Annotated in this window: 13 protein-coding genes and 1 other annotated feature; all 13 genes read left to right on the top strand. The window is 37.7% G+C overall.

From position 1 onward, the window contains the following. The first annotated feature begins 29 nt into the window (after positions 1 to 29). The 13 genes from BM086_RS04145 to BM086_RS04095 all read left to right on the top strand — a co-directional run bounded on the left by BM086_RS04145 (position 30) and on the right by BM086_RS04095 (position 15,193). Positions 30 to 1,169 carry a glycosyltransferase family 4 protein gene (locus BM086_RS04145; RefSeq protein ID WP_092323894.1) on the top strand — a complete coding sequence of 380 codons (1,140 nt, stop codon included), beginning with the start codon at positions 30 to 32 and terminating at the stop codon, positions 1,167 to 1,169. A 55-nt stretch (positions 1,170 to 1,224) separates the two neighbouring features. Then, positions 1,225 to 1,358: a sequence feature (ribosomal protein L10 leader region), on the top strand. A 21-nt stretch (positions 1,359 to 1,379) separates the two neighbouring features. Continuing rightward, entirely contained in the window at positions 1,380 to 1,931 is a 552-nt protein-coding gene (gene rplJ, locus BM086_RS04140) for a 50S ribosomal protein L10 (protein WP_092323891.1), read from the top strand. A 66-nt stretch (positions 1,932 to 1,997) separates the two neighbouring features. Beyond that, entirely contained in the window at positions 1,998 to 2,372 is a 375-nt protein-coding gene (rplL, locus tag BM086_RS04135) for a 50S ribosomal protein L7/L12 (protein WP_092323888.1), read from the top strand. A 241-nt stretch (positions 2,373 to 2,613) separates the two neighbouring features. After that, positions 2,614 to 4,284, top strand: coding sequence for an ABC transporter ATP-binding protein (locus BM086_RS04130; protein WP_092323886.1), 1,671 nt, complete (start codon positions 2,614 to 2,616; stop codon positions 4,282 to 4,284). Positions 4,285 to 4,297: 13 nt separating this feature from the next. Then, entirely contained in the window at positions 4,298 to 4,573 is a 276-nt protein-coding gene (locus BM086_RS04125; RefSeq protein ID WP_092323883.1) for a PqqD family peptide modification chaperone, read from the top strand. 13 nt (positions 4,574 to 4,586) lie between these two features. Continuing rightward, positions 4,587 to 5,015 carry a lasso peptide biosynthesis B2 protein gene (locus BM086_RS04120; protein ID WP_092323881.1) on the top strand — a complete coding sequence of 143 codons (429 nt, stop codon included), beginning with the start codon at positions 4,587 to 4,589 and terminating at the stop codon, positions 5,013 to 5,015. Between the two features lie 27 nt (positions 5,016 to 5,042). After that, entirely contained in the window at positions 5,043 to 5,957 is a 915-nt protein-coding gene (locus BM086_RS04115) for a hypothetical protein (RefSeq protein ID WP_092323878.1), read from the top strand. A gap of 5 nt (positions 5,958 to 5,962) precedes the next feature. Then, positions 5,963 to 7,900: an asparagine synthase-related protein gene (locus BM086_RS04110; protein ID WP_092323876.1), complete on the top strand. Its 1,938-nt coding sequence runs from the start codon at positions 5,963 to 5,965 to the stop codon at positions 7,898 to 7,900. 130 nt (positions 7,901 to 8,030) lie between these two features. Beyond that, positions 8,031 to 8,180, top strand: a complete 150-nt coding sequence (locus BM086_RS20765) for a hypothetical protein (protein ID WP_175560097.1) — start codon at positions 8,031 to 8,033, stop codon at positions 8,178 to 8,180. Positions 8,181 to 8,207: 27 nt separating this feature from the next. Beyond that, on the top strand, positions 8,208 to 8,348 hold the full coding sequence (locus BM086_RS20760) for a hypothetical protein (protein ID WP_175560096.1): 141 nt from the start codon (positions 8,208 to 8,210) through the stop codon (positions 8,346 to 8,348). A 274-nt stretch (positions 8,349 to 8,622) separates the two neighbouring features. Beyond that, the gene (locus tag BM086_RS04105) at positions 8,623 to 9,822 is read left to right on the top strand and encodes a glycosyltransferase family 4 protein (protein ID WP_092323873.1); all 1,200 of its coding nucleotides are present in this window, start codon (positions 8,623 to 8,625) and stop codon (positions 9,820 to 9,822) included. A gap of 55 nt (positions 9,823 to 9,877) precedes the next feature. After that, the gene (locus tag BM086_RS04100; protein WP_092323870.1) at positions 9,878 to 11,050 is read left to right on the top strand and encodes a radical SAM protein; all 1,173 of its coding nucleotides are present in this window, start codon (positions 9,878 to 9,880) and stop codon (positions 11,048 to 11,050) included. A 189-nt stretch (positions 11,051 to 11,239) separates the two neighbouring features. After that, on the top strand, positions 11,240 to 15,193 hold the full coding sequence (locus BM086_RS04095) for an InlB B-repeat-containing protein (protein ID WP_092323867.1): 3,954 nt from the start codon (positions 11,240 to 11,242) through the stop codon (positions 15,191 to 15,193). Positions 15,194 to 15,388: the final 195 nt, after the last annotated feature.

Genomic DNA, 15,388 nt, shown 5'->3' with positions numbered 1-15,388 from the left:
AAAGGAATACTGCTTATATGAGAATCGCGATGATAGGGCATAAAAGAATCCCATCACGAGAAGGCGGTGTGGAAATAGTTGTTGAAGAGCTATCTACACGTCTGGTTCAGATGGGGCATTCAGTTACTGCATACAACCGTAAGGGTAATAATGTTGCTGATAAGAATGCTGATAAAGAAGCACATAAATTAAAAAAATATAAGGGAATTAAAATAGTTAATGTTCCTTGTCCTGATAAGAAAGCACTGAATGCAGTTGTTTATTCATTCATAGCTACAATCATGGCGCTGTTTGGAAATTATGATGTTATTCATTATCATGCTGAGGGACCATGCTCTATGCTGGTCATTCCACATTTTTTTGGAATCCGTACAATTGCTACAATTCATGGGCTTGACTGGCAGAGGGCTAAGTGGGGCGGTTTTGCAACTAAGTTTTTGAAGTTTGGTGAAAAGTGCGCTGCAAAATATGCTGACGAGGTAATAGTTCTTTCTACAAACGTTCAGCAGTACTTTAAGGATGTCTATAACAGAGAAACTATTTATATTCCTAATGGTGTAAATAAGACAGAGTTCAGGGAGCCTGACATTATTGCCAAGAAATTTGGGCTTGAAAAGGAAAAATACATCCTGTATCTTGGAAGACTTGTTCCTGAAAAAGGAATCACTTATCTTTTGGATGCATATTCAAAGATTGATACCGACATAAAGCTTGTAATCGCTGGTGGTGGAAGCCATTCAAGCGACTATGTTCAGGAGGTCTATGAAAAGGCAGCCAAGGACGAGAGAGTAGTTATGACCGGTTTTGTCCAAGGACATCTTTTGGCTGAGCTTTTTAGTAACTGTTATCTGTATACCCTTCCAAGTGATATTGAAGGAATGCCTATTAGTCTTCTTGAAGCTATGAGTTACGGACGCAGATGTCTGGTAAGTGATATTCCCGAAAATATGGAGACCTGCAAGGGATTTGCTCAATATTTTGAAAAATCAAACATTGAGGATCTTGCAAAGAAGTTAAAGGCTAGTATTGAGACTCCTGAAATATACCATACAAATGACGAGATAATGGAATATTGCTACAGGAGATTTGACTGGAATAAGGTTACAGGGGCGAGCGCCAGATTATACATTGATGCAATTCTTAATGTAGAAAGAATTGATAAAGTGTAAAAAAGTAGTTGACAGATTAATTAAAACATGATAATCTTTACAAGGTTGTCTTAGAAAAATAAAAGACAATGTGCCGAAGACAGCAGGTGTTCCTTTTGGAACATAATGTGCAAACGCCTGCCGAGGAAAAGTTTTATCAAGACTTTTATGCCTCTCGACGTCTTCGTTGAGAGGTTTTTTCGGCGGTTAATTCTATAAGGAGGTAAAGAAATGGCAAAGGTTGAAATTAAAAAGCCTGTAGTAGATGAGATTTCAGAGAAGATTAAAAATGCACAGGCTGTCGTACTTGTAGATCACCGCGGACTTACTGTTGCACAGGATACTGAGCTTCGTAAGAAACTTCGTGAAGAAGGCGTATCTTATAAGGTTTACAAGAATACGATGATGAACTTCGCGTTCAAAGGAACAGATTTTGAGCAGCTTTCAGACCTTCTCAATGGTCCTAGCGCAATGGCTGTATCTGAGACAGATCCAGCAGCTCCTGCTCGTGTTCTCTATGAGTTTGCTAAGAAGGCTAAGGCTCTTGAGATTAAGGGTGGTGTTGTAGAAGGTAAGTTCTACGACCAGGCAGCAATGACAGATATTGCTCAGATCCCTTCAAAGGATGTTCTTCTTTCAAGATTGCTTGGTTCTATGCAGTCACCTATCACAAACTTCGCTCGTGTTCTTAAACAGATCGCAGAGAAGGATGGCGAGGCAGCACCAGCAGAAGAAGCTCCAGCTACAGAGGAAGCTCCTGCAGAAGCACCTGCAGCAGAGTAATCTGTATCAGTTACATTTAATATTTAGAGAAAAACAATCAATTATACTATATGGAGGTATATAATAATGGCAAAGTTATCTACAGCAGAATTTATTGATGCTATCAAAGAGTTAACAGTACTTGAGTTAAATGATCTTGTAAAGGCTTGTGAGGAAGAGTTCGGCGTATCTGCAGCAGCAGGCGTTGTAGTTGCAGCAGCAGGCGCTGGCGCAGCAGCAGCTGAAGAGAAGACTGAGTTCAACGTAGAACTTACAGAAGTTGGTCCTAACAAGGTTAAGGTTATCAAGGTTGTTCGTGAGCTTACAGGTCTTGGACTTAAGGAAGCAAAGGATCTCGTTGATGGAGCTCCTAAGATGGTTAAAGAGAACGCTTCTAAGGCTGAAGCTGATGATATCAAGGCTAAGCTTGAGGCTGAAGGCGCTAAGGTTACTCTTAAGTAATTTTTGCTCTTTTGAGTTGATAATGAATTATGAAAGCCAGTCGGCGAGTGTATTCTCGCTGACTGGCTTTTTTGTTCAATAGGAAACTCCAATCAATAAAAACGTTCAGCTATTGATTAGGAAATGTGAATAACAAATTCTAACATTTTTGTTAGAATTTGTTATTGACAAAAATGTTAAATAAAAATAAAATTTTACTCGAATTTGTGTGAAAAAAATGTGAAATAAAAAGGAAAATATTTTGAGCAGATTTATTAGTTGGGCTAAAGATTGGAAAAATCAAAAAAATTATTACTATTGGTTAAAGGAATATACTAAACCTTATCTTCCGAAAATTATATTACTTCTTTTACTGAATTTCTCAGTAACACTTATATCAACATATATGGCAGTTGTTTCTAAGAAGATTATTGATAGAGCAACCGGGGGGAGTTATATTACAGGATACCTTGTTCTTTATGCTGTTATGACATTTGCTATGCTTGGTATTGATATGCTGAGTCAGCTGATATCACTAATGATGAATGAAAAGTTTTCATTTGGAATCAGGAAACAGTTGTATGAACAGATAATTCATTCCTACTGGATGGAAGCAAAAAGGTACCATTCAGGTGACCTTATGACCAGACTTACCAGTGATGCCGGGAATATAGCGGATGGGATCATAGGAACGATTCCAAGCATAATACAGCTTGTATTGCAGTTTATAGTGGCTTTTGGAACAATGTTCTACTACAGCCCGATACTTGCTCTTGTTGCTCTTGTTATTGGTCCGTTTGCAGCGCTCATAAGTTTTATACTTGGTAAAAAACTAAAATACCTTACTCGAAAAGTACAGGAGTCTGAGTCTTCTTACAGATCTTTTATGCAGGAGAGCATTGCAAATCTTCTTATAGTCAAGTCTTTTATGAACGAAGACTATTCTACCAAAAGACTTGTAGAGCTGAGAGATAACAGATTTTACTGGGTACTAAAAAAGAGCAAACTAAGTATTTTTAGTTCGACTTTTATGGCGCTTTCTTTTCAGGCGGCATACATAATTGCATTTACGGTAGGAGCTATTTCTTTATCGAAGAGTGTTATAACCTATGGAACAATGTCTCTGTTTTTGGTTCTTATAACAAGGATACAGGCTCCAATTGTTGGGCTGGCACAGCAGATTCCGAGAATTGTTCAGATTTTCTCATCCACAGAACGAGTTATGGAGATTGAGAAGCTTCCGATAGAAAAAGCAGTAGAAGTTGAGAAACCAAACGGCCCTATGGGAGTTGAAGTCAAGGGACTTACATTTGGCTATGATAAAGAAAATGTTCTTGAAAATCTTGATCTTGAAATAAAGCCCGGAGAATTTGTGGCAATCATAGGTGAATCGGGAATTGGAAAGACAACACTTATCAGACTCATTATGTCGTTTATGAGTCATTATAAAGGCGATATCGTATTTAATTCAGAAGGTGGCGCAAGTGTTGCTGCCTCCGCAGGAGTTAGAGAGTGGATGTCGTATGTGCCGCAGGGTAACACGCTTTTTAGCGGCACAATCAGAGAAAACATCAGGATGGGCAAGCTTGATGCCACTGATGAAGAAATGTATGAGGCACTAAAGGCAGCATCCGCATATGATTTTGTTATGGAACTGCCTGATGGCATAGGAACAGTGATTGGTGAAAGGGGACATGGTATTTCTGAAGGACAGGCGCAAAGAATCGCAATTGCCAGGTGCCTTGTCAGAAAATCGCCATTTGTAATATTGGATGAAGCAACGTCATCCCTTGATCCGGAGACAGAACTTGCTGTACTTAAGGGAATACAGAGCATTAGTCCAAGACCAACCTGTGTAATTATTACTCATAGATTATCCGTTTTGCCATATTGTGACAGGCAGATAAAGATTGAGAACAAAACACTAACTTGAAGGGAGATAGGGAATGAGCGAATTGGAGAAAAAGATCAAAATCGAAAAGCACCTTGATGTAACAGAGCTTGATGGCGAAAAAGTTATGATAGATTTTGAGACAGGAAAGTATTTTATTATTAAGGGAAGTGGAAATGATATTTGGGATAACTTAAGTGATGGTATTACAATTTCTGATATCGTTGAAACACTTCTTAAGATATACGATGTAGACAAAGACACCTGCTCACAATCTGTTCTTGCATTTATCAAAAAAATGGAAGAGTACAAGTTTGTTTCTTTGTACTGATTGAGTGAGAGAAATGTCATTATCAGGTTTTTTTAAGCATAATAAACATAAGAGAAGAACCCTTGCCATATGGTGTCTGACAGCTTTTTACAGAGCGCAGATGCTACTTGTTCCCGCTAAGAAGATGCAAGAAAACTGGGGAATAAGTGGCAAGGAGTCTCCGGATAAAGATATCACCTGGCACTATCGTTATGCATATAGTGTTGCCAGAGATGTGAGCAGAATTGCGGATAAAACTCCCTGGGAGAGTAAATGCCTTGTCAGAGCTTTGACGACAAGGTATTTTTTAAGGCGTAAAGGTATTGTGACAACTATGTATCTGGGTGTAGGCAAAGATGAGCAGCAGAAAATGATTGCACATTGTTGGCTAAGATGTGGTGAGCTTTATGTGAGCGGAGGCAATGGTGAAGGCTACGCTACGGTAGCGAAGTTTTGTATGTAAGATAGATATAGAAAATGGAGTGTTTGTGTGAGTTATAAGTATTGGATTTATGGTCTGAATATTGAATCAGAATTGGAAATGCCGGAGGCATACGAAAGAGATTTTTCATGTGAACCGGATGTGAGAATAGTGTTTGGGGAGCTTCCTGAGGAAGTTCTAGAAATGCATCCGGAAAGAGGACAGGGAGATAATCTTTGTGCTTTTTCTAAAGAATCAGTTGCTTTCAGAGTTCCTGATGTTGCGGATTTTTGTGTTTTCAAGGATAAGATAACAGTAAAAATATTTGATGGAGCACCGCCCTTATATCCTCCGTCAATTGTGCTTGGTACTTGTTTGGGACATTGCATGCTTTTAAGGAAAAAAGTTGTTTTTCACGGAGGCGGTATTTTTAAGGATGGTAAAGGAGTCATTGTTACAGGCGAGTCAGGTGCAGGTAAGTCTACAGTAACAGATGCGCTTTTAAGTGATGGTTTTTCGTTTATTGCTGATGATGTATGTGCTGTCACACTTAATGAAGGTAGTACGCATCTTGACATGGCATACCCACAGCAAAAACTCTGCAGAGATGCAGCAATTAAAAGAGGCTATGATTTATCTGAACTTATCTATATCAATGAGGACAGGGATAAGTTTGCAGTTAGATTAAAAGATGGATTTATGCCTGATGGTGCAGATTTAAACTATATTTTTGAGATTGCTTTATCTGAAAGTGATGAATTATCATTTAGAAAAGTTACCGGTCAGGAAAAACTCATGCTTTTGATGCGTAACATATATATAGGTGATATGGGCTTTTATTTATGGGGAGTTCCGCCTGAGTATATGAAGTATTGTTTGAAAGTGGCTTCTGGTATTGAAGTTTATCAGATTTCCAGGCCAAAGAATAAAGATACCCTTCAGGATATTGTGAAGTTTATTGAAGGCACAGTGAAAGGTGAGTGATAAGGATGTCTGCTATATATGGCGCAATTGATTTAAATGGCGGGTCCATCGATGAAAAAATAGCTGATAGATTTGATGAGGCATATGCCAAATGCAAGATCGATAGAAATAAGAGACTTATAAGCGGAAATGTCTACATGCACTGTGGCCTTCAAATTTTCTATCCCCATGCAGAGGCGGAACAGCTTCCGCTTTATGATGAAGAAAATAACCTATATCTTACATCAGATTGTGTTCTTGATAATAGGAAAAAACTAATATCAGAGCTTGGGCTTAATGCAACAACACCTGATGGTGAAATAATATTGGAAGCATATAAAAAATGGGGCAAAGAGTCTTTGGAACATTTGGAGGGACTCTTTTCTTTTGTGCTTTATGATAAGAAGAAAAATGAAATATTTGCTGCAGTAGACCAGTTTTCTCAAAGATGCCTTTTCTACCATTTGAGGGATGGAGTATTTTATTTTTCTACGCTCTTTTTCCCAATTCCAAAGGCGAGTCTGCTAAAGTTCGAAGAAAATGAGAGATGGCTTATAGATTGTATATCATTGATATCACCTGCAGTTTCTACAGAGCAGAAGGAAACTGCTTTAAAGGGCATTGAAAAGATTATCTGCGGAACTTATATCACAGTGGCTAAAGAGAAAGCTTCTGATTATAAGATCAAGGAAAAAAGATATTATGATCCCAATGCTACCGTTAAGACTGACTGGAACATGACACTTGAAGAGAGCGAGGAACTGGTAAGGAAAACATTTAAAGAAGCATTACAGGATGTGCTTCAGGAACAGACAGATGTTGCAGCACAGCTAAGTTCCGGCCTTGATTCATCTACAGTCGTTTGTAATGCTGCGCCTATACTTGCAGAGCGAGGCGGGAAGATTTATAGCTATACAGCAGTCCCGGACAGTGATGCAGGAGTAAAGAATACAAGGGGTATTCTTTATGATGAAACAGATGGCGTGATGAAAATTGCAAATATGTATTCAAATATTGTTCCTGAATTTGTGGACAGCAAGGGAAGGTATTATCTTTGGGAGGCAGAAGATTTCGTAGAAACGTGTGAGCTACCTTGCAAATCTCAGCAGAATATGATCTGGGGAGATGAGATAAGTAAAAAAGCAAGGGAAAGAGGAATGCGAATTATTCTTTGCGGATCTACCGGAAATTGTACGGCTTCTGCGGGTAAATTTGAAGATGTTATTTATTATTATCTTGGCAAATTAGATTTCCGCAAAGTTAATAGTATATTCAATGTGTTCAGAGACAATGGAATATCGAGAAAAAGGTTTTTTAAGGCGCTTTTGAAAAGGCATTTTGGTTATTACAAATGGTATTTTGATGCTAAAATGCGTGATTGCTATTCTAATAATGTTACAAATCATGCGTTGGGTGAAAAGTATGATCTCTCAAAGAGACTTAGAAAAGGATTTATGCATTATCGTCCTTATGAAAATATGAAGAGGATGAGGGAAGCATTTTATCTGATTCCAGCTTATTCGCAGATTGGTGAATATGATACTAAGGATAGTCTTAAGAATGGTATTCTTTCAAGAGATCCGATGCAGACAGTCAAAATAATAAATATGTGTTATAAGATTCCGATTTATTGCTATGCAAATGCTGATTATGAAAGACGACTTATAAGAGTGGGCATGAAGGGGATAGTGCCTGATGATATAAGGAAAAATATGTTTCAGCGTGGTCGCCAGAGTGGCGATAATTCTTACAGACTTGGAAAGAGCTGGGAGAAGGTAAAAGAAAAATGGGTAAAAAAAGTTTATTCTGATGATGTAATGCGTTATCTTGACAAGGATAAGATTGATGCACTACTTAAGGAGTATGCGAACGGGATTGATAAAGCAGATATGGCATCGTCATATCGCGCGTCAAACCTCTATTCTTTTGGAATATTCATTGAAAAGATTAAGAAGTTTTGCTGACTATCGGAGATAACAATTAATACATGAATAAATGTTACAATATTGATAGAAATGTTGACGGGTTATAATTAGTGGGTTATTATCTGTAATGTCTTTAAAGTAATATACAGTTTTTTAGGAGGATAAAGGTATGAAGGCATGGAATACACCAGTTATTGAGGAAGTAAAGTTTACTGCTACAAAGGAAGGATCTCAGCAGTGGCAGGTTCCAGATAAGCATTATCTTGATGAAACAGATAATCAGTGGAAATGGGAGTTTAGTGACGGAAAACTGAACTAATAAAAGTATATTTTGGAGGATAAGTATATGAAAACTTGGTTGGATGCAGTAATTGAAGAAATCAACTTCGAAAAGACAGAGGATGGCAGAAGCGAGAAACTTGATAACGACAGACAGTATACTGATGGAAGAGGCCTTGCTATTCAGCTTGGCGGACATCTTTCATAATTAAGCTTAAGCTTGCTTTGGGAGCGGTGGATAATAATCTGCCGCTTTTTTTGTGCGCTGAAATTAAAGTAGCGTTACTTTATGACTTTATCATAGCGCAATTTGTATATATTTTTTGCTGCGGTGATAGACTTTTTTATATCATATTGATGTTGTCAATATTGAACACATAAGGTAAAATTTTAAGGATTTGTTTTTGTATATTTTTTATAGGTAAAGAAATACTATCTGTAGAGATATTCATCATTAAAGATAATTATCCAGGAGAATGCAAATGAAGGTACTCATGGTAAACAAGTTTCTGTATCCTAACGGCGGATCTGAAACATACATATTTAAGCTTGGGGAGGCACTCATAGCCAGGGGGCATGAGGTAGAGTATTTTGGAATGGAGCATGAGGGCAGATGTGTTGGAAACAGAGTTAATGCCTACACATCAGATATGGATTTTCATAATGCCGGCAAGCTGGAGAAAATGACATATCCGCTTAAAACAATTTATTCAAAAGAGGCCAGACAAAAGATAAGGCTTGTATTAAATGACTTTAAGCCAGATGTAGTTCATCTTAATAATTTTAACTATCAGTTAACACCGTCTATTATTTTGGAAATAGTAAAGTGGAGAAAAGAGACAGGGCGTAAATGCAGGATTGTTTTTACAGCCCATGATTATCAGCTTGTTTGTCCTAATCATATGTGCAACAATCCTAATACACATGAGAACTGTGAGAAGTGTCTCGGTGGACATTTTATGAACTGTACAAAAGGAAAGTGCATTCATGGAAGTACTGCCAAGAGTTTCATTGGTACTTTGGAAGCAAGCTTTTGGAAGATGAACGGAGCTTATAAGTATATAGATACGTTTATTTGTTGCAGTGAATTTATGAAGAGCAAGTTGGACAGCAATCCTTTGTTTGCACCTAAGACGGTTGCAATTCATAATTTCCTTGATGCGATACCGTGGATTGAGGTTCCAAAGGAAAACTACATTCTTTATTTTGGAAGATATTCAGAAGAAAAAGGTATTGGAACACTCATTGAAGCTGCAAGAAGAATGCCTGAAGTTGATTTTATATTTGCGGGCAAGGGTCCTTTAGAGGATATGCTTGAAGGTGTTTCAAATATTAAAAATGTTGGATTTAAGAGTGGTGATGAGCTTTCTGATCTTATTCGCAAGGCCAGAGCTTCTGTTTATCCTTCAGAGTGGTATGAGAACTGTCCATTTTCCGTTATGGAATCGCAGCTTTACGGAACACCTGTGATTGGAGCAAATATTGGTGGGATTCCTGAGCTTATCCGCAACGGAGAAACAGGTCTTTTATATAATAGCGGCGATGTTGATGCACTGTGTGATGCTATCCATAAGATTTGGCAGGATGATGCGATGGCTGCAGCAATGCATGATGCATGCAGGAATCTGAGCTTTGATACTATAGATGAGTATTTGGAAAAAATAATGAAGATATATGCGTAAGTAAATGGTTATCTTTATGTTATAAATTTTTTTATGTTGAAGAGGAGATTGAAAAATGGCTGAAAAAAAGCTGAATGGAACCGTAATTGTTACATATAGATGTAATGCGCGTTGTTCAATGTGCAACAGATATAAGGCACCAAGCAAACCGGAAGAAGAGATTTCAATTGAAACAATCAAAAAGCTTCCTAAGATGTATTTTACAAATATCACTGGTGGAGAGCCTTTTATCAGAACTGATATTAAAGATATTGTTCGTGAGCTTTACAAAAAATCTGATCGTATCGTTATTTCAACAAATGGTTTCTTTACAGACCGTATCGTTGATCTGTGTAAAGAATTCCCACAGATTGGAATACGTATTTCTATAGAAGGTCTTGAGAATACCAACAATGAGATCAGAGGTCTTGAGAATGGCTATCAGAGAGGATATCAGACTCTTAAGAAACTTCGCGAGATGGGAATGACTGACGTTGGATTTGGTATGACAGTTCAGGATAAGAATGCACCTGACCTTGTTCCTCTTTACAAGTTATCAGATGAGATGGGTATGGAATTTGCTACAGCATCTCTTCATAACAGTTTTTACTTTGTAGAGGCTAAGAATATTATTAAGGATCGTCCTATGGTTGCTCAGAATTTTGAGAACCTTGTTAATGAGCTCCTTGCCAGCAAGAGCCCTAAGAAGTGGTTCAGAGCTTATTTCAACCATGGACTTATCAACTATATTTATGGACAGAAGAGACTTCTTCCTTGCGATATGTCTTTTGATACATTCTTTATTGATCCATACGGCGATGTTATGCCATGTAATGGAACAAAGGATAAAGAAGTAATGGGTAACCTTAATGAGCAGAGCTGGGATGAGCTTTGGAATTCTCCTGAGGCAGAGTCAGTTCGTAAGAAAGTTCGTTGCTGTGACAGAGATTGCTGGATGATCGGTTCAGTTTCTCCTGCTATGCATAAGTATATCTGGGTGCCTCTCTGGTGGGTAATCCGCCATAAGGCTAAGTTCTGGACAAAGAAGAAGTACAGCATGTATGAGAACAAGATTGTACGTGATCTTCGTGATGGAAAAGTTACAAAAGAAGAACTTGATAAGTGCAGTACATGTGATATGTGCGCAACAGTTAATAATGGTCTTTCAGCAGCTTCTATGGAACAGCTTAAAGATAAGACCGGTGAAGAGATTGTTGATGCTGATATCGCAGCTCAGTTAGGCAAATAATAAAGCTTATTAATAGTTTGTTTATGAACCGGCCTTGATGTTATGAAATTTTAATACAGTTTCTTATATGAATTATCGAATTTAAAAATATATTTAGCGTTTTTTTACAATTAGAATAATTGACCTAAAGTGCATTTGGTGATTGAATATTTGCGGAGACGAAATTTTTTTGAGAGGAGAGATTTATCCGTGAATAAGAGATTACTGAGTGCACTTTTTGCGTTTATGGTCATGTTTTCTTCTATGACATTTGATGTAAAGGCTAGTGGAATTGAAACTACAGCTCAAGTGGATTCTGATATTGAGATTAACGAAGAAAATATCATAATTGATTCTGATGAGAATGGTGAATTGGCAGGAGCATCAGAAAATAACAGTGATGATACGGAAGCGTTTTCAATATATAGTGATAAAGCAGAATATGAGCAGGTTGATGATGCGGTTGCGCCATCTGATAATAATGATTCAACTACAGGCAATGATGTTGATCAAATATCAGAAGCTGGAGCAACAGAGGAAAATGGTCTGACAGAAGAAAATAGTGTAGCAGAGGAAAATAATCTGACAGAAGATAATAGTACAGCAGATGAAACAGCCCCAACAGAAGAAAACAACGAGAATAACGATGTTAAAGATGCTGAATCAGTAGATGGCACGACTCGGAATACTAATGAGGATGAGATAAATAATTCGGAAAACAGTAATGCAGAGAAAAGTAATATAGACGATAAGAAAGAGGAAAATAACAAAGAAGAAAATAATATAGAGGACGGCATCGAGGAAGATAAAAATATTGAAGAAAATAATTTAAATGATACCGGCAAAAAAGATGATAACCAAAAAGCTGACATACAGGATAAGAAAACAGAGGATAAAATCGCAGACGATGAGGATAACAAGGAAATAGCTGAGGAAACTGGAAAAGAAGCAGGAAAAGACCTAAAGGAAGATGCTGGAAAAGAAGCAGGAAAAGACCTAAAGGAAGATGCTGGAAAAGAAGCAGGAAAAGACCTAAAGGAAGATGCTGGAAAAGAAGCAGAAAAAGACCTAAAGGAAGATACCGACAAAGAAACAGATAAAGAAGTAAAGAAAGATACCGGTAAAGAAACATCCAAAGATTCTAAAAAAGGAAATATTAAAAAATCAGATAAAGAGGCAAAAGAGACATCTTCGCAGGAAGCAGAAGAGCAGCTTTCAGAAGAAACTGAGTTTTCTCAGGACTATGAAGACGGGGATTATAAGATCAGTCTTTTTGCTGAAAAAGGAGTTATTCCTACGGGGACAAATGTAAATGTCAGTTTGTTCACGGAAATTGACGGGAAAAGCAATTCTGAGGTTTTAAGTGAGACTCTTAAAAGTTCTATGGATGTATCAGATTCCGAACAATTGGCAAAATCGGAAGAAGTTTCAATACAAACATCATTAGAAATCCTTATTGCAGAGGGTTTTGTCGTAGAATTTGATAACTCAGAGCTTGATGGCATTGTCTCTGTGAAAGTCACTCTTTCGCAGGAAATGGCTGAAATCGTAGACAAGAAGCTTTCAGAATCAGAAAATGCAAAGCTTGCAATATATTTAGTAGATGAGAATAATGCTCTTGCAGAGATTGAAAGTTCCTACAGTGAGGGAGTGATTTCTTTTGACATGCAGGCAGCTGAGAAAGTTTCATTTATTTTAGGACTTGCAGACTGGGAAAAAACTGAAGTAGTAGAAGAAATAATAGACGAAAAAGAATCTGTTGAGAAAAACGAGCCATTTGAGTATAAAAAGAAGATGGGCGGATACATTATTTCTCTTAGTGCTGAGCCGTCAGTGCTTCCTGATAATGTAGAGACATCCATAAGAATAATAACCGAGACTGATGAAGGCGCAGACATCGAAGAACTTGTTAAAAATGAGATGGATGAAGAAAAAGAAATTCTTAGGATGATCACCTTCGATATTACTTTTACAGTTGATGGAGAAGTGGTAGAACCGGAAGAAGGAACTGTTAATGTTTCGATACAGCTTGACCGTGCTATGGAAAAGGCAGTTGAAGCAGCAGAAGAAACTTATGAGGAAACTTACCTTGAAGTTTATCATATAGATGAGAACGAGGGCGCACAGGTGGTGGAATGTGAGCTCACTGAAGATAATAATGTAGTATTTGATGCTGAGAAGTTTTCTCCTTATACAGTGGTGCTTGCTGCTGACAGAGTGGAACAAAAGACTACAGCTTCAGCTAAAAAGAAATATAAGGTTCATTATGATGCTAATGGAGGAAACGGCGATGCTATTGCTGATACAGAGTGCATAATTGGCGAAGCAGCAGTGTCGGCCAAGAATACTTACAAGAGAAAAGGCTATAAATTTGTAAAATGGAATACCCAGGCTGATGGTAAAGGCGATTCCTATAATGCCGGAGCAGAGCTTTATAATCTCACAGAAAAAAGCGGCGAAACTGTTACACTTTATGCAATATGGAAAAAGGTTAAGTACACGATCACCTATAATCTAAATGGCGGAAGTAATAGTGCTGATAATCCTGAGTCTTATTATGTTAATACAAAGACATTTTCTTTTGCCGCGCCTTCAAGGAAGGGCTATACCTTTGCAGGATGGTACAGTGACAGTGAGTTTACAAATAGCATATCAGGTATAAACAAGGGCAGTACAGGAAATAAGACAGTCTATGCTAAGTGGACAGCAAATAAATATACCGTTGTGTTTGATGGAAATGGCGCTACAAGTGGCTCTATGGCAGATATGAAGGGCTGCAAGTACAATAAAACATACACACTTACAGCTAATGCGTATAAGAAAAACGGCTATAAGTTTTCCGGATGGAATACAAAAGCCGACGGATCAGGGAAGTCTTTTGCCAATAAGGCTGAGATAAAAAATCTTTCTGCAAAAAACGGGGCTACCGTGAAGCTTTATGCTATGTGGAAGATGGCAAAATATACTATAACCTATGAACTTGCAGGAGGAACCAATAATTCCAAAAATCCGTCTGAATATACAATAGAAACAGAGACAATAAAACTTCAAAAGCCATCCAGAAAGGGATACAATTTTGCAGGCTGGTATACAGATTCCAAGTATTCCAAGAAAGTGACTGAGCTAAAGAAGGGCAGCAAAGGAAACAAGACTTTTTATGCAAAGTGGACTGCCAATAAGTACACTGTAAGCTTTGCAGGAAACGGAGCAAAGACGGGAAGCCTTGATTCCCTTAGCAATTGCAAATATGGTAAAACATACACATTACCGATAAGTACATTTACAAGGTCAGGCTATAAATTTACAGGGTGGAATACTAAGGCAGATGGAAGCGGTAAACAGTATGCTGACGGAGCCAAGATCAAGAATCTTTCCGCCAAAAACGGGGCAACTGTTACTTTGTATGCATGCTGGGAAAAAGCATCATTTAAAAATAATTATGGAGTATTCTTAAGTGTTGATAAGATCATCGATAAGATGGCAGATTACAAGATAGTTGTAATTGATGCACAGTATCTGAGCGCATCCGATATTGCAAGGCTTAAGAATCAGGGACATATAGTTTACAGTTACATAAATGTTGGGTCTTTGGAGAACTTCAGGTCATATTATTCCAAGTACTCCGGGCTTGCACTTGGAAAGTATGAGCACTGGGATGAAGAAGTATGGATTGATGTTTCATCCAAAAACTGGCAGAACTTTATTTTAAAGACTTTGGCTCCATCGCTTATGGATAAAGGAATTGACGGATTTTTTGTAGATAACTGTGATGTTTATTATAATTACCCAAAGAGTGGCATCTTAAATGGTTTGTCTATCATTATGAAGGGACTTAAAGGTACAGGCAAAAAAGTGATGATAAATGGTGGTGACTGTTTCCTTGATGCGTATTGTTCCAAAAAAGGAAAGTGGAGTGATGTAATTACCGGAATAAATCAGGAATCAGTATATTCAAAGATTTTGTGGGATGAAAATAAGTTCTCAAGAGCAGACAAGGATTCAAAAGAGTATTCCTGCGACTATCTGGAAAGATATGGCTCAAAAGGAGCTGAGATATATCTTTTGGAATATACTACTGATGCATCACTTATAAAAGAAATTAAGAGTTATTGTAAACAGCATGGATTTAAGTATTATATTTCCGGTTCTTTGCAGCTAAACTGATTGATATGATGTTGCTTGAATAAAGCGTAAATATAAGAATGGCATTTTACTAAGACCATCCGGCAAACGAGGGTGTTTTAAATCCTCATTTGTCGGGTGGTCTTTTATTGAATAGACAACTCCTGTTCCCAAAATGCTCCGTTATGGATATGCTCGGTGTGCAGATGTATATGCCTCACTACTCGGCAAATACAC

The sequence above is a fragment of the Butyrivibrio sp. YAB3001 genome (assembly GCF_900112195.1).
Taxonomy (GTDB): Bacteria; Bacillota; Clostridia; order Lachnospirales; family Lachnospiraceae; genus Butyrivibrio.
Note: the sequence above shows the minus strand (reverse complement) of the source record. Positions and strands in the feature narration are given on the sequence as shown.